We start from the raw sequence: 17,768 nt of genomic DNA, 5'->3' as shown, positions 1-17,768 counted from the left end.
CATTCATAAAGCGGATTGCGTTACATGAATCTCCGGAACGATGCAGGCGGGCCATCACCTCCCTTTCTCAGGATGCTGATTATACGGTGAGATGCCTTTCAAAACGGCGAGCCGTTTCATCGTCAGCCTTTCCGTGAGCGACGACCGTTCCCCTGTCCATGACGTAAAGATAATCAGCGCACGTTAAGGCGTTCTCTAAGCTGTGTTCCACCAAAACAATTGCAGTCTCTTCTTTTCTGGAAATTTCTAAGATGACTTTTTGAATCAATTCCACGATTGAGGGCTGAATTCCTTCCATTGGTTCATCAAGTAAAATAATTTTTGGATTTCCCATCAACGCTCTGGCAATCGCAAGCTGCTGCTGCTGTCCTCCGCTTAAATCGCCGCCTTTCCGGTCGAGCATGTCCTTCAAAACAGGAAACCACTGAAAAATCTCTTCCTTGATCCGCCCTCTCCGCTCCTTCTTAGGAAGCGATTCTTCTCCGAGCAAAAGATTGTCGCGAACGGTTAAAGCGGGGAAGATGTCTCTCCCCTGGGGCACGTACGCAATTCCAGCTCTTGCCCGTTTTTCCGTCTTTTCGTTTTGAACAAACGTTTGATGAAAACGGATCTGTCCCTGTTTGGCCGGGATCAGGCCGATGATCGTTTTCAGCAAAGTGGATTTGCCGACTCCGTTTCGGCCTAATACAGCGACGATCTGCCCGGGGCGGACCTCCATGCTGAGGTTATGCAAAACCATGGATTGATCGTAACCGGATGTCACATTACTGACCGCTATCATGACGCTCCGCTCCTTCCTAAATACACCGCTGCCACCTCTTCATTGCTTGTAATCTCATCCATCGATCCTTCACAAAGCACTCTCCCTTCATGCATCACCGTGACTTTTTTGGAAAACGAGCGGACAAATTCCATATCGTGCTCCACAATTAAAACGGAACACGTTTTGGCAATCTCCTCAAGGAGAGCCCCGGTTTTATCACGCTCTTTTCCCGTCATACCGGCGATCGGTTCATCCAGCAGCAAAAGCTTCGGCTCCATGGCGAGCTGCATGCCGATTTCGAGCCATTGTTTCTGCCCGTGTGACAGGTTGCCGGCTTCTGCATCCCGCTTCTCTTCTAACCCGATCAGCTTCAGGATGTCTATCACCCTGCCACGCTGCTCTCTTGTCATACGCGCCATCAGCAGAGAGAGAATCGTTTTTTTCTGCTTCATGGCAAGTTCTATATTTTCAAACACGGTCAGCTGCGAAAAGACACTCGGAGCCTGAAACTTTCTGGCGACGCCCATTTTGGCGATCTGATATTCCGGAACCTTTGTCAGTTCAGCCGTTTCCTGAAACACAATCTCGCCCGAATGCGGCTTTGTTTTCCCGCAAATGATATCCAGCATGGTTGTTTTCCCGGCGCCATTCGGCCCAATCAAAAAGTGAATATCACGTTCCTGTACACTGATATCTGCCCCCTGCAGCGCCCAAAACCCGTCAAACTGAACCTTCACGTCACGGCAGATAAGTATCGGTTTCATATGCAGCCGCTCCTTTCTTTTTAGAGAAGGAAAGCTGGGTGCCAAGCTTTTCAAGCAGTCCGACAATCCCTCTTGGCAAGTAAAGCACGACGATCATAAACAGCGCACCGAGGAAATACAGCCAAATGTCAGGATAATATTCGCTTAAATAGCTTTTCATGCCGTTTGTTAACAGCGCGCCCAGCACAGCTCCGAAAATGGAGTGCCTGCCGCCGATCGCCACCCACAGCACCATTTCCACTGAAGGGATGATGCCCATCATTTCCGGCGAGATCATTCCGTCCTGAAGCACAAACAGCATCCCGGCAATTCCCGCCATCGCAGCGGACACACAGTAAATAAACACTTTAAAAACAGTGGAATGATAACCAAAAAAACGCACCCTGTTTTCTCCTTCCTGAACCGCCTGCAAAAGCCGGCCAAAGCGGCTTCTCGTAAGAAACAAAGCGATTACAACAGTAAGGCCGAGAAAAAAGACTGTGGTAAAATACAGGATCCGCTTCAACGCAGGATCAGCCAAAGAATATTGAAAAATCGTATAGAAGCTGGTAAGTCCATTGGTACCGCCGGTGATTTCCTGGCTGCCGATGAACAGTGTGACCACCACAACGACGACTGCCTGTGATATCAATGAAAAATAAACTCCCTTTATATTGTTGCGGAACGTAAAATAGCCGAGCAAAAACGCCAGTAGCACAGGCACAGCCACAGCCGCCGCAATTGCAGCAAAAGGATGCCTGAACAAAGCCCAGATCCACGGCAGTTCGCTGACTCCCGTCCACTCCATAAAATCAGGAATACCGGATGGTGAGGCTTCTATTTTTAAATACATCGCCATGCAATAGGCGCCCAATCCGAAAAAGACGCCGTGCCCCAAGCTCAAAATGCCTGTATATCCCCAAATCAGGCAAATGCCGACCGCTACAATCGCAAAGCATAAAAACTTCGCCAACAGCCCCAATCGAAACTCCTGAAGAAAGAACGGAGCGGCGATAAAAAGGGCAAACATCACAAGATACGGACTGAATTGCGAAAACTGCTTCATCCGGCACCCCCTAATCAAGTAATCTCGTTCTGACGCTTGCGAGACCCGAAGGCCGCCATTGCAGAAAGAGAATAATAAACGCAAACACCACAACCTTGGCTATGGTGGCGCTTGCCGAATACTCCACAAATGTACTGAGTAATCCCACCAGCACAGCCCCGATAATCGTCCCTTTTAATTTTCCGATACCGCCTAAAATGACAATCATAAAAGCATCGACCAGATAGGACGAACCGAGAGTAGGCCCGATTGACCCCAGCAATGTGAGTGAGCTCCCCGCAATACCGGCCAGCCCGCTTCCGAGCGCAAAAGCCAATGTATCTGTTTTTCTCACAGATACACCAAGACAGGATGCCATACTCCGGTTCAGTGTAACAGCCTGCATCCTCCGCCCCGCCGGAGTTTTAAACAAATAGAATCCCAGCAGCGCAAGCGTAAAAAGAACAAGCGCCAAAATAAACAGCCTTTTATATGGAAAAGTGACCGAAAACAGCGTCACTCCTCCCGACAGCCACTCAGGAGACTGAACAGCGACATTCGGCGCGCCAAAAATCGATCTGGCCGCCTGCTGAAGGATCAAGCTTACCCCCCATGTTGCCAAAAGGCTGTCGAGCGGACGGTCATATAATCGTCTGATAATCACTTTTTCAATGACAATGCCAAGCAATGCCGCAACTGTAAACGACATGATGACCGCAATAAAAAAGTAATAGGAAAAGAGAGAAGCCGGCAAATAGCTTAAAAACAGCTGCTGAATAACATATGTCGTGTAGGCTCCCGCCATCATCAGCTCACCGTGCGCCATATTCATAATGTTCATCAAACCGAATGTAACGGCCAATCCAATCGCAATGAGAATCAAAATAGAACCGAGACTGATCCCGTTAAATAATTGAGTCACGACAACAGACATGTTCCGCCTCCTCTCCCGCAAATGGCTTTGATTTATTTAGATAACCCCTTTGCCCAGTCGTACGTTTTTAAATACGGATCAGGTTTTACCGGATCACCTGAGTTCCATACTTCTTTAAACTGTCCATCCCCCGTGATTTGCCCGATTCTAACTGTTTTGTAAAGATGCTGTGTATCCCCATCGATTTTCACTGTGCCGCCCGGGGCCTTAAATGTAATCCCGTCAGCCGCTTTCTTCACTTTATCGATCTCAAAGGACTTGGCTTTTTCAACGGCTGCCGCCCAGAGATACACCGCATTATAGCCGGCTTCAATCGGATCACTGGTCACCCTCTTATCTCCGTTCTGCTTTTTATAATTCTTCACGAATGTCTGATTTTCGTTTGTATTGGTTGTCTGGAAGTAATTCCACACCGCATAATGCCCTTTTAGCACATCAGGACCGATCCCCCGAATTTCTTCCTCTGCGACACTCGCCGACATGACAGGAATTTCATCAGCTGTCACACCCGCATCTATCAGCTGCTTAAAAAATGCCACATTGCTGTCGCCGTTTAATGTGTTAAAAATAACATCCGGCTGCTTTTCATTGATTTTGCTGACCAGCGTACTGTAATTCGTGTGGCCGACCGGCGTATACTCTTCACCGGCAACTTCTCCCCCAGCAGCTTTTACTTGCGCTTTAATGATTTTATTGGCTGTTCTCGGGAACACATAATCCGAGCCGATCAGAAAGAATGTCTTGCCTTTATTCTTCAGCAGCCAATCGACAGCCGGCACGATTTGCTGATTTGTCGTTGCTCCGGTATAAAAAATATGAGGCGATGACTCCATGCCTTCGTATTGCACCGGATAGAACAGCAGCCCGTTATTTTGCTCCACAACCGGGAGCATCGCCTTGCGGCTCGCTGATGTCCACCCTCCGAATACAGCCGCCGCTTTGTCCTGCTGAAGCAGCTTTCTCATTTTTTCGGCATATGCAGGCCAGTCAGAAGCCCCGTCCTCCACGACGGGTTCAAGCTTTTTGCCGAGAACGCCGCCTTTTTGGTTGATTTCATGAATAGCCAGCAGCTCTGCATCATGGACGGATACCTCGCTGATTGCCATTGTCCCGCTTAATGAGTGAAGAATCCCAACCTTCACTGAATCCCCGCTTGTGTCAATTTCAACTGTTTTTTTCGCATCTCCGCTGGCTTCCGACACTTTCTTCGGCGCCGTACATCCCGTGATAAGAATCGTGATAAGAAACATCAGAAAGACACCCTGTATTCTAACCCCTTTGCTTTTCATCCAGAACCTCCTTTGTCTGATTGAGTCAACTGATGTCATAAAAGTTAACAACTTATGTCATTTATTATATAGAACAGGCGCATTACTTTAAAGAATATTTAAAAAATTTAGATACTTTAACCAAATCGATTGTCTTTTTTGTTATATTTATTCACATAAAAAAAGGCAAGAAACAATGTTTCTTGCCTTGCCGATCTGATTAATCTTTATCTGTGAATTTATCCTTCGCTTCACCGATACCCTTTTGGACCTCGCCTTTTGCCTTATCTTTTTTGCCTTCAGCCTGCATATCCGTTTTGTCGGTCATATCTCCAACTTTATCCTTCACTTCTCCCTTGGCTTTATTTAAGCCGCCTTTCATTTTATCTTTTACACTATCGTTACTCATGTGTAATTCTCTCCCTTCATTTATGTGTGTACTTGTTACCTTCCCGATCTGAGCAGCGGTAAACATTTGAATATTATTTATCGATTTCATAACGCTCTCCGTAACGGAGCACCTTGTAGAGCGCCAGCCCGTCAGATGATTTATTTTCTGAGTAACGGACCGGCAGCAGGGCAAAAAACACATAATACGTAGAAAAGTAGACAAACTGATAGAAAAACACATTTGGCTCCAATACACTGTGTATAATGAGCAAATTCACTGCGAAAATGGTTATTAAGTTAAACAGGCAGCCTCCGGCATAAACAAGTGCGTGTGAGAATCGGTTGTCGATCTTCAGCTCACCGTACCGGCAAAACGAATCCATAAAATAAATGGTTCTGACCTGTATCGGCCCAATCTTGAACAGTTTTTTGCCCATCCCGATATCCAATGAACCCTTCCCGCCAAAAACAAAAGCCATAAAGCTGTGCCCGGCAACATGTATAATAGATACAAGCGGCAGAACGATGAGGAAAGACCATAGAAACTTCACCATATCATCAAATCCAAACATTGAATTCCCCCTCACGCTTGTCATAAACAACAACACATATGCACTCCGCCATTTCTTGTTTCACAAAATCGCGGCTTCCATTCGTTTGTGTTCAAAAACAGTATGTAGCGATTTTTCCTGTTCTCCACGGAAATAAACGTCCCGATGCTCCCCTTTTTTTGTATAAAAAAAACCATCCGGCATCAGATGGTTTCGTCTTACACTTGATATAAACAGTCTTCCTTCAGAATCAGCGCTCTCATGCTGACCGCTTTTTCATAGAAAAACACCGCATCTTTATAGTTTTCATGAAGGCTGGAATATACAGCCGCATCCAGAGCAAATTCCTCAATATACACATACAGGGACTTGGCTTCCATATAATCAAATACCTCTTGAATCAAATCCATATTAACGGATTCCACATATAGAGCCTGCAGAAATTTATATTTTTCCAGACTGAAGCTGTCGTTTCGTTTTCGGGCGATGGCAATCCCTTTTTCATAATAATGCATAGCCGCCTGTTCAGCCTGTTTTTTGAAGAGTACACGCGTTAAGCTGAACAGCGCTTTCGGGAGCTGCTCCAGCTGGTGTTCCTCAAAGACAGGAAGCGCTTTTTCAAAGTATGCAGCCGCCTGGTCCAGTTCTCCTTTTTCATCATAACAGTTCCCCATGTTGTAGAGGGCTGATCCGATCAAGCGGGGCTGTCCTTCCAGTAAAGCCAAACGATAAGCGTCATCGAGATGCTCGAGCGCTTTTTCATAATTTCTGTAGTCTATATAGTTCCCTGATATGACAAAATGGCATTGAATTCTTCTGACCCTGTAAAAATCATGAGCCTTGTAGGTCTCAAGCGCCTGTATCGCATGATTCATGGAAAAGTGGGTCTGCTTCATAATATAAAATACTTCCGCTACTTTAAAATGAAATTCCGCTCTTTCAATATCATCCTCTACAAACGCAAGCATTTTCTCAGCTTTCCGATAGAAAGATATGGCTGAGATATAATTGTTCTGTTCAAATTCATACATCCCTCTGAACAAATGAAAATAATACTCAGATAATCCCGAGATGCTGTCCTTGCTGCTTTCCAGCCTCTCGATCAATTCACGATATTGGAGCTGAGATTCCTCGTGCAGGTCGGGCTTTACATAATCAAGCATAATTTGATGACGGTAGCTGATCAGCTGATAGTACAACAGAAGCAGCTGATCCTCTTCCATATGTTCTATATCATGATCAATCTCTTCCTTCAGCTGAACGGCATCAGCCACTTGAAATGCTAAAATGTGCTTATACCACTGATTGATTTTCACTCCTACTTGAGATGACGGGATCTCGTAAGCGGCCATGCCTCTCCAACCCTTTCTATGAACTAGTGGTTATATTTTATCATATTGTATGGCTTTAGAATTAAAATTTCTTCCAGTGATTCCTTCTTTTTGCCTATCCTTATATTTTTCGGTTTCTGATTGGATTTTTTGCACTTTTTGGCGCATTACAGTTTTTGACACAAAAAAAGCTTACCGGACTTAGCCGATAAGCTTTTATCATATTAACCGCCAATATAAGACATTTCCACTTTCTTTTTGCCCGCTGTTTTTGAAAGAGTCCGGTCAACTGAATATTGGTCTATCCGATTCTTCCACACTGTGCCGATCATCGCTGTCAGCTCGCCATCACTTAATCCCTGCCGAACCGGCGCTCTGAGGTCATATCCGCTTGAAGCGAACAGGCAAGTAAACAACTCACCGCGCGCAGACAGGCGTGCCCTGTTACACGAGCCGCAGAACGCATCAGATACAGAAGAAATCACGCCGATTTCGCCAGATCCGTCCAAGTAGCGAAACCTTGAAGCAACTTCCCCTTTATAGTTAGGCGCGATCGGTTCAACCGGCATGTGTTCATTGATTACATCAATGATTTCCGCCTTTGTCATGACGTCTTTCTTTTCCCATTGGTTGGTGTTGCCGACGTCCATAAATTCGATGAATCTCAAGATATGCCCTTTTTCTTTAAAATAGCGCGCCATAGGCAGGATATCTTTTTCATTGACGCCCCTTTGGACGACCATGTTGATTTTAACGCCGAGCCCTGCTTGTTTCGCCGCTTCAATGCCTTCAAGCACCTTGCTGACAGAAACCCCTCGCCCGTTGATCATTTTAAAGCGTTCGTCCTCTAATGAATCAAGGCTGATGGTCACCCGTTTTAAACCGGCTTCTTTGAGCTTGTCGGCATAAACAGGCAGCAGCGACCCGTTTGTCGTCATCGCAATATCACGTAAACCTGGAATACGGGCCAGTTTTTTAATTAATTCGGGCATGTCCTTTCTCATGAGCGGCTCTCCGCCGGTCAAGCGGATTTTTTCCACTCCGAACCTGGTGACAAACAGCGCCGCAAGCCGTTCCAATTCCTCAAAAGAAAGCAGCTCCTCTTTCTTTAAAAAAGGATAATCCGGGCCGAATAATTCGGCTGGCATACAGTACGTGCATCGGAAGTTGCAGCGGTCTGTAACAGAAATGCGAAGGTCTCTGAGCGGTCTGTTCCTTTTATCTAACATCTGGCGAGATTCTGTATTCATTGCTGCAGCCCCTCCTGTCCCCCAATTCTCTCGGGATGTGTATATACATTAAAAGATCCGTTTCTCACAAAACCGATCGCTGTAATATTTAATTCTTCTGCCATTTGAATCGCAAGCTCTGTCGGGGCCGATTTTGAAATCACAATCGACACGCCGATTTTTGCCGCTTTTAACAGCACTTCTGATGAGATTCTGCCGCTGAAGACAATCAGTTTATCGCGAACAGACATCCCATTCAGCAGACAATGTCCGTATAATTTATCAAGCGCGTTGTGACGGCCGATATCTGTGCGCATCAAAAGCACTTTCTCCGTATCGCAAAGCGCCGCATTATGTACGCCTCCCGTCTCCTGAAACGTCCCGCTTTCTTTTTGCATATCCTTCATAAGCGCCAGACAAGTTTCAGGCGAAATCTTCATTTGACTGACAGCCGTCTTAGCGGTTTTGACATCCTGCTGAAAATAAAAATGGCGGCCCTTTCCGCAGCACGAGCCGATCACCCGTTTCGTATATTCCTGTTGATTCAATGTCTCAGGATAAATGAGATCGACATACACAAAACCGAGACTTTCATCTATTGTAAACCTCTTAATCTCTTTTTGAAATCGAATAACACCCTCAGATGCGAGAAATCCGATGACAAGCTCTTTGATATGCTCCGGCGTGCAAACGAGCGTGACAAACTCACTGCCGTTCACCATCACCGTCAACGGATATTCTGTCACCATCCGGTCGGTTTGCCTGCTCATTTCCCCTTGTTCATAACGCCATATCTCCCTGACCGCAGTTACTTTATCGTTCAATGTCTCTTCCCCTCCGCAATGTTCCTGCCTTTATATTTTTTCACACTCCTCAGATTTTGTCGAATCCTGTTATAAAAAAAGAGCCCATTCTAAAGGACTCTACGTTTGGTTATGCTGATTCTTTTTCAGGATCATAAACAGCACAAGAGCTGCGATCAAAGTGAGCATGCTGACAAAAAAGAAAGCTGCCAGTTTCAGAAAAACACCGAGCAATATGAAAACCACGGCGGCTATAAGAAATATCAGTCCTAACAATCTCATGTTTTCCACCCCTTTTACGGGTATCATTCCCGCCGGCCCTGTTTTTAAACCAATAGAAAAAGGCGCCTGGGGGAGCGCCTTTTCATTCGGTTACTCAGTAAATTTTTGTGCTTCTTTTTCCCAGGCCTGCTCGAATTCTTCCGCGCTGTCAGCTGAAATATATTCTCCGCCGCCAGCAACAGCCGCCTGTTTCATTTCCGCGTTTCCTTTCACATCAAAGTTGAAGCCGATAATATTTACAATCGTATCTACATTCGCTTCACGAAGCTTTTCAATTTCATCAGCAGGATTTCCGCCGCATGTTTCTTCACCGTCAGTGATTAAATACACCACGTTTTTCCCGTCTGCATCAAACGCTTCAAATTCTTTTCTTGTATCAGAAAGCGCTTTGGCAATTGGTGTCCAGCCGGTCGGTTTGATGCCGCTTAATGAATGGTCAAAGAGCGTTCCTTCATATGGATGAAGGCCGTAAATCGTTTCTGTTGTGCTGCATGAAAGAGCCTTTCCGGAAAGTTTATTGTTTCCCGCATGTCCAAAGACGCGAAGCATCAGATTTGTATCCTCAGGAAGCAGCTCGGCAAAAGACTTTACAGATTTTTTGGCAATGTCTATCTTTCGTTCTCCTCCTGTTTTTTGAACCATACTTCCGCTTCCATCAAACAGGACAGCTACATTCGTGTCGGCTTTTTTCTCAGCGGCAAAAGACGGTGACGCAATGGAGACAGTCAACAGTCCAATAATACCGGCAGTCAGTAATTTTTTCATGTTCAACTTCCTTTCTTTCTCATATTTTCCAACCATTTGTTGGATTCTTCTTTATGCTAGAATATGAAACCACAAAATGATATAGGGCAAGCTGCCTTTTATCTCCCTTTCACTTTCTATTCAAAATCACCGGAAACCTCAATATTTTTTAGCCATTTTCACCCAAAAAATATAGAAAGAATGTGACACCATTCATTCTTTCTTCTCCGTGATCAGGAGAGAAAAGCTGAAATCTGCTACTATGCTACAGGCGGTCAGCTGCTTACTTTTGAACGTTTTGTTAAAAACAAAAAAGAGGCTGACCTTTCAGCCTCTTTTTTTCTTATTTAGATAACATCAGTGATTGCTGAGTGAAAATTTTCTCAACATCTTTTTGCGTATAAGCAGGGAAATATTCTCCGCCGCCGACTTTAGCAATTGCGTTCAGCTGGCCTTTATACCCTTCTTTATAGTCAAATCCAATGACATTTACTGTGATGTTGTCTTTATGAAGTTCTTTTGCTGTTTTGATCGGATTGCCGCCGCATGTTTCCTCACCGTCTGTTAGCAGGTAAACGACTTTTTCTCCTTTTGCATCAAGCTGATCGAAAGAAGATTTTGCCTCGTTCAGCGCTTTTGCGATCGGTGTCCAGCCAGTCGGCCCGATTGTGTTAAGAGAATTGAGGAAGCTCTGTTCGTTAAAGCTTTGGAAGCCGTATACGTTGCGAATGGCTTCGCATGATTGAACTTTTCCGGAATTCTTATTGTTTCCTTCTGAACCAAACACACTCATTTTCACTTGAGTGTCCGCAGGCAGTGAGCTTGCAAACTTTGAAATTTCTTTTTTGGCTGAATTAAATTTAGATACACCGTCTATTCTTTTCGCCATGCTTCCGCTGGCATCAAGCAAAACCGCCACGTTTGCCGGAGCTTCAGCCTTCGGTTCTGTTTTTTCAGCAGCAAAAGCAGGTGACGTCAGTCCAAATAGCAATCCTGTCATCATGATCAGTGAAAATCTTTTCTTCATGTTCGTGCCCCTTTTCAAGTTTGTTTCTGCGTGCAGATGTTCAACGCTGAACATAACTAATCGTAATCGACAAAAACAGAGAAATAAATAGGGCGGGCTTCCCCATTGCCGCTGTTTACTTTTGCATAGAAACCTTTGTTTTTATTAGTGATTTCCGCCTAACAGCAAAATGAAAAATCATGATTGTCAGCCTTTCGCCTTTCGTTATATGAGTCTGTCGAAGTCTGTCGATCAATGTGGATTACTTTACCACAATCTCAGTGTCAGCAAATATGAAAAAGGAACTGATTCCCTCATCATCATATAGGCTATAAAATACGCAGGAGGCCTTTAGAAGGTCTTTAACCGCTCTTACATAAAAATAGACTAAGGAACAGAATATACGCTTAAAAACGGCAAAAAAGACGCTTTATGAAGCGTCTTTTTATTTCTTCGCCATATATTTATTTAAAAACGAATCGGCGGTTGAAACCTGTGTTCCTTGATAATAGTACTTCACAATCTCATCAACTGTTTTGCCCTCTTTCGCCATAAAATTGGCTCCATACTGGCTCATTCCCACACCGTGTCCAAAGCCTTTTGTGGTAATGGTAATGGTGTCTCCGTTTCGTTTCCATTCAAAATCAGCTGAATTGAGGCCTAGCTTTTCGCGTATGTCCCTTCCTTTCAGCGTCTTGCCGTTAATGACGGCTGTTGCCACCTGATGGCCCGGTGTCTCTCCGGTAATTTTTCCGACTGTATTTGACCCATTCAGCTGGACGCCAAGCTTTTGTTCAAATTGCGCCACTGTAAAGGTTTTGGTGGCCTTATACTTCGGAGACTTTTTATCCCAAGAGCTTTTGACGCTTTTTAAATAAGGAATGGCACTTGTCCAATATGCTTCCGCATTTTCTGTATAACCGTTGCTTGTGGAGAAAAAGGAGGCTTCAATCGGCTGGTTGTTGTACGTTAAGATTTTGCCTTGCGTACTGGCAACCGCATCTGTGATTTTTTTCAGCTTTGCTTCATAATCTGCGCCCCACTGATTCTTCAGCTCCGCTTTGCTTTTGTACACCTGGAACATCTGAGTATCATCCACCAGCGAGCCTTTAGGGGCCTCTACTGCAGAATTTGAAACCATCAGTCTGACAATAAACGTTCTTGCGGCGAGAGCCTGAGCCTTCAGCGCTTCAGGTTCAAAGGTAGCCGGCATTTCGGAGGCGACGACTCCGATGACATACTCTTCAAGCGGAATATCTTCTACGGATTGATTGGCGGTTCGATAGACTGGAATAGAAACAGGCGATGCTTTCAATGTTTCCGCTCCTTTTGATTCTTGTATCGTGTTGACTGCTGTCTTTCCTGATTCTCCTCTGGCCCCGGCTTCTTTATTATGCTGAAACGGGATCACTAAGAGTGTGGGGACCAAGAGAATCAATGCACATAGTACGGATAGTGTGATTGCGAATTGTTTCATATTCAGCTGCCTCCTGCTCGGGATTCGACTCTAGTCTAGTCTATGGGCAGGGACAAGCTAATATGACTCTCCTTTTGGACAGAAACTTTATTTGTCATTTACGTATTCTTTTTTACTATTTTGCGCATAATGATGATAATACACTAAAAATAAAAAACCAGTATGCCAGAATGACATACTGATTTTCAATCCTTTATGCGTTTAAGTCTGAGACAACTTCTTTGCTTTCTTGCTCAGAAGCAGACTCATCGTTTACACGTTCGATGTCTGCGCCAAGACCGGCAAGCTTCTGATGGAAATCAACATAACCGCGGTCTAAGTGTTTCAGTTCAGTAACACGTGTATGACCTTCAGCCACTAACCCCGCAAGAATCAACGCTGCGCCTGCACGCAAGTCAGTAGCTGCAACTTCAGCTCCTTGAAGCTGTACAGGGCCGTTAATAATCACAGAACGACCTTCAATCTTGATATCACCATTCATACGGCGGAATTCTTCCGCATGCATAAAACGGTTTTCAAAAACAGTTTCCGTAATCATGCTTGTGCCGCTTGCACGAAGCAGAAGCGCCATCATTTGTGACTGCATATCAGTCGGGAATCCAGGGTGAGGCATTGTTTTAATGTCGATCGGTTTCAGTTCTTTCGGACCGATCACACGAAGGCCTTCTCCTTCATCCTTAATCGTAACACCCATCTCTTCCATTTTTGCGATTAAAGAAGTGAGGTGTTCAGGAACCGCTCCTTTAACTAAAACATTTCCTTCAGTGATTGCAGCGGCAACCATGAATGTGCCCGCTTCAATACGGTCAGGTATAATATGGTGTCTTACGCCGTGAAGCTTGTCGACTCCTTCAATTTTAATGGTGCCGGTGCCCGCTCCGCGGATTTTTCCGCCCATGCCGTTGATATAGTTTGCTAAATCAACGATTTCAGGCTCTTTCGCCACGTTCTCAAGCGTTGTTGTCCCTTCAGCTAAAGCAGCTGCCATAATCAGGTTTTCTGTTGCTCCCACACTTGGGAAATCCAGATAGATTTTTGCGCCTTGCAGACGGCCTTTTACTTCAGCTTCAATGAAGCCATTACCGACTTTAATTTCTGCGCCCATTGCTTCAAAACCTTTTAAATGCTGGTCTATTGGTCTAGATCCAATTGCGCATCCGCCCGGAAGCGCTACTCTTGCATGACCTGTACGCGCAAGAAGCGGTCCCATGACAAGCACAGACGCACGCATTTTACGCACATATTCAAAAGGTGCTTCAGTTTGCAAAGCGTATGAAGCATTTACAGTGACTTCATTATTCTCAAAATGCACATCTGCTCCTAAATGACGCAACACTTCATTAATTGTATATACATCGGAGAGCGTAGGTACATCACAAATTACGCTTTTTTCTTCACTTGCTAATAAAGATGCAGCGATAACTGGTAAAACGGCATTTTTAGCGCCTTCAACTTTGACTGTGCCGTTTAACTTTTGACCGCCGCGGACGATGATTTTTTCCAAGGTATTCCCCTCCGCGTCCCTAAATTCTCTATATTAATATTCAGTCGTAACGATTGGTGTGCCAACCGTAACGATATGTTTTCCGCCCATTCCTGCACTTCTAAGTGCAATTTGCAAATTCATTTTATGTTCTGAGGTCATGATAGACTCTTTCCACTCATCTGTATACGCAGAAATAGAAACGAAACTTGGCTCAACTACATGTTCAACAGATCTTGCTTGAAATTCATTTAATAACTGATTTGCTTTTTTTTGCAAAACAATATTCATATTATCATCTAAATGACCATTTAGACAAGTAAAAATAACTACTTTTTCTTGGAATATCCCGAGTGCCTGCCGTTCAAACTGTTCATATGTATCATTCCAGCTAATCGGTGTCTCAAGACTCATTTGCTCATATAATAAATACGAAGTTGGGTTGTGTTTTTTGAGGGTTGTGACAAGCTGCAGTTTAAAAGAAGTATGATTTTTTTTGTCAGTATACGTGCCAATGGCCTTTACTATTTGGTCTTCCTGTGCAAGTGCCCAATTATATTGACGATACTCTGATTTTAAACGTTGCACTTTTTGATAAAATTCTTTTTCGGTCAGAGACATATTTTGTTTTGCATGCAAAGTCCACTTATCAATTGACACATTCTGGCGTTCCATTCCCTCTGCAATTTGTGCTAATGGCGTTAACTCACTCGCATGAATCGTATGGAAAACAGCAATGACGAAACTTAATACAACAGATACAATAATAGCATAGCTTACTTGTTTTTTCTTCATTATGATCTCTCCCCCTAATCTCCAGTTTTACCGGAGGCAAGGGGTGCCATACGTGGAATTCTTCGTCAAAACTCGCGTGATTTCAGGAAGCGATTTAACCCGCTTCCCCAGCCATTCCCATGTTTTCGGCAATCAAAACCTATCAAAATAAATAGGGAAGCTGCTGTGAATAATTAAGGTAATCCAAAAAGAAGTTTCCGACAGTCGTTCCGATTGCAATGGTCAGCAAAATCATTAGAAGTCTTGCCTGCAGGACTTTGCCTTTTCTGATTAACGGATCAATATTGACGGCTTGAAGCGCCCACCAAGTGACAGCGATAAAAATCAAGTGAACGATAATGCCAATTGCAGCCTGCTGTCCCAATACGCTCATCTATACGCACTCCTTTCATCCATTCTCCGCTTTATACCCTTTCTTATTATATAAGAAGAAGAGATAAAGATGATACATTTTATACAGAACGGAATATTCATCCAAAACTAGGGCTAATCCCCGCTTAAACAGCGGCTCTTTTGCATGGTATACTTTTTTGGAAAGGAGCTGGCAATTATGAATCATTCATTTTTTCAGCCTGAAAAGCAATATGGTGAGGACTTGCCTGTATTTGAGCAGGAATGGGAAGCAATTGCATTCTATTATGATTATAGACAGTCACAGATTGAAGAACTGAATGAATTGTGTCAGTTTTATAACATTTCTCTCACCCAAACGAGAGAAAGCCTCGAAGAGCTTGAACATCTTTATTTTCAAAGCATACAAGAGCTTTTGCTTGCTGATTGGAATCTTCCTATTGAAGAATTTGAGAAGATGATCAGTGTTTATCTTATAGATTGTGTGATTGCCCATCACGAAGATGCCGAATGGATCGTAAAGCCTTATCCGTATACAGACGGGGCTTATACAATGGGCTTTAGAAGACACCGTAAATCATGGCATACCGTGAATTGCTGTGATCGTTTATACTTGCGTCAAAAAGAGAGTCAGCCGCTGCTGTCACTGTTTGATTCTCTTGTGCAGTCATAAAAAAATCCTTCTCATGAAGAGAAGGATTTTTTATTATTTCCCTGCTACATCCAATCTGTTCAAAGCCCGCTGTAATGCAAGCTCAGCCCGACGAATGTCAGTATCATCTGATTGAGAATTCAAACGCTCCTGCGCCCGCTGACGTGCAGCTTCTGCGCGCTCTTTATCGATGCCTTCCGCTGTCTCAGCAGTTTGGGCAAGGATGGTCACCTGATCAGGACGAACTTCTATAAATCCGCCGCTGACGGCAACCAATTCAGTCTGTCCGTCTTTTTTCAGACGAACAGCGCCGATTTTAAGAGGAGCCACGGTTGGAATATGACCTGGCAAAATACCGAGATCGCCGCTTTCGGCTCTCACACTCACCATTTCGATATTCGCATCGTATACTGGGCCGTCGGGAGTAACGATATTGACTTGAACGGTCTTCATGCTTTTACCCTCCTAGGACCAGTTTAAACTTCTACACCCATTTCTTTTGCTTTCTCAATAACTTCTTCGATACGGCCTACAAGACGGAACGCATCTTCAGGAAGATGGTCGTATTTGCCGGCTAAGATTTCTTTGAAACCTTGAACCGTTTCTTTTACAGGCACGTAAGAACCTTTTTGTCCAGTGAACTGTTCAGCCACGTGGAAGTTTTGAGAAAGGAAGAACTGAATGCGGCGTGCGCGTTGAACGACAAGTTTATCTTCGTCACTCAATTCATCCATACCGAGAATCGCAATGATATCTTGAAGCTCTTTGTATCGCTGAAGCGTTGATTGAACTTCACGGGCTACCGCATAATGCTCTTCTCCAACGATTTCTGGAGCAAGGGCGCGTGATGTAGAAGCCAACGGATCAACCGCAGGGTAGATACCCATCTCAGTTAACTTACGCTCAAGGTTTGTTGTCGCATCCAAGTGAGCGAACGTCGTTGCCGGCGCCGGGTCAGTGTAGTCATCGGCAGGCACGTAGATCGCCTGGATAGATGTAACGGATCCAACGTTTGTAGACGTGATACGCTCTTGAAGCTGACCCATTTCAGTTGCAAGCGTCGGCTGATAACCAACCGCAGAAGGCATACGGCCGAGAAGGGCAGAAACCTCTGAACCCGCTTGTGTGAAACGGAAGATGTTATCGATGAAGAACAGGACGTCCTGTCCTTGCTCATCACGGAAATGCTCAGCCATTGTAAGACCTGTCAGTGCAACACGCATACGTGCGCCCGGCGGCTCGTTCATTTGTCCGAATACCATGGCTGTTTTGTTGATTACGCCAGAGTCGCTCATCTCGTAGAAAAGGTCGTTCCCTTCACGAGTACGCTCTCCTACGCCGGCGAATACAGAGATACCGCCGTGCTCTTGCGCGATGTTGTTGATCAATTCCTGGATTAATACGGTTTTACCTACACCGGCACCGCCGAACAATCCAATCTTACCGCCCTTGATGTATGGAGCAAGCAAGTCAACAACTTTAATTCCTGTTTCAAGGATTTCAACTTCTGTTGAAAGCTGATCAAATGAAGGAGCCTGTCTGTGAATCGGGTCTTTCTTCGCATCCGCAGGAACCGGCTCATTTAAATCAATATTTTCTCCGAGTACGTTAAATACACGGCCGAGTGTCACATTACCAACCGGAACTGAAATCGGCGCTCCCATATCGACAGCTTCCATTCCGCGCTGAACGCCATCCGTAGATGCCATTGCGATTGTACGGACTGTGTCATCGCCTAAATGAAGAGCGACCTCAAGCGTCAAATCAATACCTACTTCGTTTTCACTTCCAGCCGGCTGTGAAATTTTAATCGCATTATATATTTCAGGTAAGTGACCGTCTTCAAAACGTACGTCGACAACTGGTCCTAATACCTGGCTAACGCGTCCTTTCTTCATCGCTATCCCTCCTGACAAAATCT

20 protein-coding genes are annotated in these 17,768 nt (G+C 44.6%); 1 reads left to right on the top strand and 19 read right to left on the bottom strand.

Features of this window, described 5'->3' with window-relative positions; genetic code table 11:
- Window positions 1–79 precede the first annotated feature (79 nt).
- The 17 genes from urtE to ACQVGS_RS02465 form a co-directional block, all read right to left on the bottom strand.
- The gene (urtE, locus tag ACQVGS_RS02545; RefSeq protein ID WP_106021920.1) at window positions 80–781 is read right to left on the bottom strand and encodes an urea ABC transporter ATP-binding subunit UrtE; all 702 of its coding nucleotides are present in this window, start codon (window positions 779–781) and stop codon (window positions 80–82) included.
- On the bottom strand, window positions 778–1,527 hold the full coding sequence (urtD, locus tag ACQVGS_RS02540) for an urea ABC transporter ATP-binding protein UrtD (protein ID WP_106019708.1): 750 nt from the start codon (window positions 1,525–1,527) through the stop codon (window positions 778–780). Before urtD ends, urtE begins: the two co-directional genes overlap by 4 nt.
- Entirely contained in the window at window positions 1,502–2,572 is a 1,071-nt protein-coding gene (gene urtC, locus ACQVGS_RS02535) for an urea ABC transporter permease subunit UrtC (RefSeq protein WP_283912665.1), read from the bottom strand. Before urtC ends, urtD begins: the two co-directional genes overlap by 26 nt.
- 10 nt (window positions 2,573–2,582) lie before the next feature.
- The gene (urtB, locus tag ACQVGS_RS02530) at window positions 2,583–3,485 is read right to left on the bottom strand and encodes an urea ABC transporter permease subunit UrtB (RefSeq protein WP_263463475.1); all 903 of its coding nucleotides are present in this window, start codon (window positions 3,483–3,485) and stop codon (window positions 2,583–2,585) included.
- A gap of 32 nt (window positions 3,486–3,517) precedes the next feature.
- The gene (gene urtA, locus ACQVGS_RS02525; protein WP_263463474.1) at window positions 3,518–4,774 is read right to left on the bottom strand and encodes an urea ABC transporter substrate-binding protein; all 1,257 of its coding nucleotides are present in this window, start codon (window positions 4,772–4,774) and stop codon (window positions 3,518–3,520) included.
- Window positions 4,775–4,973: 199 nt separating this feature from the next.
- Window positions 4,974–5,162 carry a stress response protein CsbD gene (gene csbD / locus ACQVGS_RS02520; RefSeq protein ID WP_263463473.1) on the bottom strand — a complete coding sequence of 63 codons (189 nt, stop codon included), beginning with the start codon at window positions 5,160–5,162 and terminating at the stop codon, window positions 4,974–4,976.
- Between the two features lie 73 nt (window positions 5,163–5,235).
- Complete coding sequence (locus ACQVGS_RS02515) at window positions 5,236–5,715, bottom strand: hypothetical protein (protein WP_024123147.1); 480 nt, start codon at window positions 5,713–5,715, stop codon at window positions 5,236–5,238.
- A 197-nt stretch (window positions 5,716–5,912) separates the two neighbouring features.
- Window positions 5,913–7,046, bottom strand: a complete 1,134-nt coding sequence (locus ACQVGS_RS02510; protein WP_263463471.1) for a response regulator aspartate phosphatase — start codon at window positions 7,044–7,046, stop codon at window positions 5,913–5,915.
- A gap of 203 nt (window positions 7,047–7,249) precedes the next feature.
- The gene (moaA, locus tag ACQVGS_RS02505; RefSeq protein ID WP_095712818.1) at window positions 7,250–8,275 is read right to left on the bottom strand and encodes a GTP 3',8-cyclase MoaA; all 1,026 of its coding nucleotides are present in this window, start codon (window positions 8,273–8,275) and stop codon (window positions 7,250–7,252) included.
- Window positions 8,272–9,078, bottom strand: a complete 807-nt coding sequence (fdhD, locus tag ACQVGS_RS02500; protein ID WP_106019713.1) for a formate dehydrogenase accessory sulfurtransferase FdhD — start codon at window positions 9,076–9,078, stop codon at window positions 8,272–8,274. Before fdhD ends, moaA begins: the two co-directional genes overlap by 4 nt.
- A 99-nt stretch (window positions 9,079–9,177) precedes the next feature.
- The gene (locus ACQVGS_RS02495) at window positions 9,178–9,339 is read right to left on the bottom strand and encodes a hypothetical protein (protein ID WP_010332220.1); all 162 of its coding nucleotides are present in this window, start codon (window positions 9,337–9,339) and stop codon (window positions 9,178–9,180) included.
- A gap of 90 nt (window positions 9,340–9,429) precedes the next feature.
- Window positions 9,430–10,104 carry a vWA domain-containing protein gene (locus ACQVGS_RS02490; RefSeq protein ID WP_105954140.1) on the bottom strand — a complete coding sequence of 225 codons (675 nt, stop codon included), beginning with the start codon at window positions 10,102–10,104 and terminating at the stop codon, window positions 9,430–9,432.
- Window positions 10,105–10,426: 322 nt separating this feature from the next.
- Entirely contained in the window at window positions 10,427–11,110 is a 684-nt protein-coding gene (locus ACQVGS_RS02485; protein WP_024123154.1) for a vWA domain-containing protein, read from the bottom strand.
- Window positions 11,111–11,534: 424 nt separating this feature from the next.
- Window positions 11,535–12,566 carry a stage II sporulation protein D gene (spoIID, locus tag ACQVGS_RS02480; RefSeq protein WP_024123155.1) on the bottom strand — a complete coding sequence of 344 codons (1,032 nt, stop codon included), beginning with the start codon at window positions 12,564–12,566 and terminating at the stop codon, window positions 11,535–11,537.
- A 193-nt stretch (window positions 12,567–12,759) separates the two neighbouring features.
- The gene (gene murA, locus ACQVGS_RS02475) at window positions 12,760–14,070 is read right to left on the bottom strand and encodes a UDP-N-acetylglucosamine 1-carboxyvinyltransferase (RefSeq protein ID WP_024123156.1); all 1,311 of its coding nucleotides are present in this window, start codon (window positions 14,068–14,070) and stop codon (window positions 12,760–12,762) included.
- A gap of 33 nt (window positions 14,071–14,103) precedes the next feature.
- The gene (locus ACQVGS_RS02470; protein ID WP_106019715.1) at window positions 14,104–14,844 is read right to left on the bottom strand and encodes a YwmB family TATA-box binding protein; all 741 of its coding nucleotides are present in this window, start codon (window positions 14,842–14,844) and stop codon (window positions 14,104–14,106) included.
- Between the two features lie 142 nt (window positions 14,845–14,986).
- Window positions 14,987–15,217 (bottom strand): DUF1146 family protein, encoded by a 231-nt coding sequence (locus ACQVGS_RS02465; protein ID WP_024123158.1) that lies wholly within the window; start codon window positions 15,215–15,217, stop codon window positions 14,987–14,989.
- Window positions 15,218–15,394: 177 nt separating this feature from the next.
- Here ACQVGS_RS02465 and ACQVGS_RS02460 point away from each other — a divergent pair, with 177 nt between their 5' ends.
- On the top strand, window positions 15,395–15,868 hold the full coding sequence (locus ACQVGS_RS02460) for a hypothetical protein (RefSeq protein WP_044159725.1): 474 nt from the start codon (window positions 15,395–15,397) through the stop codon (window positions 15,866–15,868).
- 33 nt (window positions 15,869–15,901) lie between these two features.
- Here the strand turns inward: ACQVGS_RS02460 and ACQVGS_RS02455 are convergent, their stop codons facing one another.
- Window positions 15,902–16,300: a F0F1 ATP synthase subunit epsilon gene (locus tag ACQVGS_RS02455; RefSeq protein WP_010332228.1), complete on the bottom strand. Its 399-nt coding sequence runs from the start codon at window positions 16,298–16,300 to the stop codon at window positions 15,902–15,904.
- A gap of 23 nt (window positions 16,301–16,323) precedes the next feature.
- Window positions 16,324–17,745, bottom strand: coding sequence for a F0F1 ATP synthase subunit beta (gene atpD / locus ACQVGS_RS02450; RefSeq protein WP_024123162.1), 1,422 nt, complete (start codon window positions 17,743–17,745; stop codon window positions 16,324–16,326).
- Window positions 17,746–17,768 lie beyond the last annotated feature (23 nt).

This window comes from Bacillus sp. SD127 (assembly GCF_058566445.1).
The sequence above is the reverse complement of the archived record's forward strand: the minus strand, read 5'-3'. Positions and strand labels throughout refer to the sequence as shown.

Coding starts and splice junctions, on each gene's coding strand:
- urtB (WP_263463475.1), bottom strand. CDS start 3,485: ATGTCTGTTGTCGTGACTCAATTATTTAACGGGATCAGTCTCGGTTCT.
- ACQVGS_RS02465 (WP_024123158.1), bottom strand. CDS start 15,217: ATGAGCGTATTGGGACAGCAGGCTGCAATTGGCATTATCGTTCACTTG.
- ACQVGS_RS02490 (WP_105954140.1), bottom strand. CDS start 10,104: ATGAAAAAATTACTGACTGCCGGTATTATTGGACTGTTGACTGTCTCC.
- urtA (WP_263463474.1), bottom strand. CDS start 4,774: ATGAAAAGCAAAGGGGTTAGAATACAGGGTGTCTTTCTGATGTTTCTT.
- urtD (WP_106019708.1), bottom strand. CDS start 1,527: ATGAAACCGATACTTATCTGCCGTGACGTGAAGGTTCAGTTTGACGGG.
- ACQVGS_RS02510 (WP_263463471.1), bottom strand. CDS start 7,046: ATGGCCGCTTACGAGATCCCGTCATCTCAAGTAGGAGTGAAAATCAAT.
- ACQVGS_RS02515 (WP_024123147.1), bottom strand. CDS start 5,715: ATGTTTGGATTTGATGATATGGTGAAGTTTCTATGGTCTTTCCTCATC.
- ACQVGS_RS02460 (WP_044159725.1), top strand. CDS start 15,395: ATGAATCATTCATTTTTTCAGCCTGAAAAGCAATATGGTGAGGACTTG.
- urtC (WP_283912665.1), bottom strand. CDS start 2,572: ATGAAGCAGTTTTCGCAATTCAGTCCGTATCTTGTGATGTTTGCCCTT.
- moaA (WP_095712818.1), bottom strand. CDS start 8,275: ATGAATACAGAATCTCGCCAGATGTTAGATAAAAGGAACAGACCGCTC.
- ACQVGS_RS02470 (WP_106019715.1), bottom strand. CDS start 14,844: ATGAAGAAAAAACAAGTAAGCTATGCTATTATTGTATCTGTTGTATTA.
- ACQVGS_RS02495 (WP_010332220.1), bottom strand. CDS start 9,339: ATGAGATTGTTAGGACTGATATTTCTTATAGCCGCCGTGGTTTTCATA.
- atpD (WP_024123162.1), bottom strand. CDS start 17,745: ATGAAGAAAGGACGCGTTAGCCAGGTATTAGGACCAGTTGTCGACGTA.
- csbD (WP_263463473.1), bottom strand. CDS start 5,162: ATGAGTAACGATAGTGTAAAAGATAAAATGAAAGGCGGCTTAAATAAA.
- ACQVGS_RS02455 (WP_010332228.1), bottom strand. CDS start 16,300: ATGAAGACCGTTCAAGTCAATATCGTTACTCCCGACGGCCCAGTATAC.
- spoIID (WP_024123155.1), bottom strand. CDS start 12,566: ATGAAACAATTCGCAATCACACTATCCGTACTATGTGCATTGATTCTC.
- urtE (WP_106021920.1), bottom strand. CDS start 781: ATGATAGCGGTCAGTAATGTGACATCCGGTTACGATCAATCCATGGTT.
- ACQVGS_RS02485 (WP_024123154.1), bottom strand. CDS start 11,110: ATGAAGAAAAGATTTTCACTGATCATGATGACAGGATTGCTATTTGGA.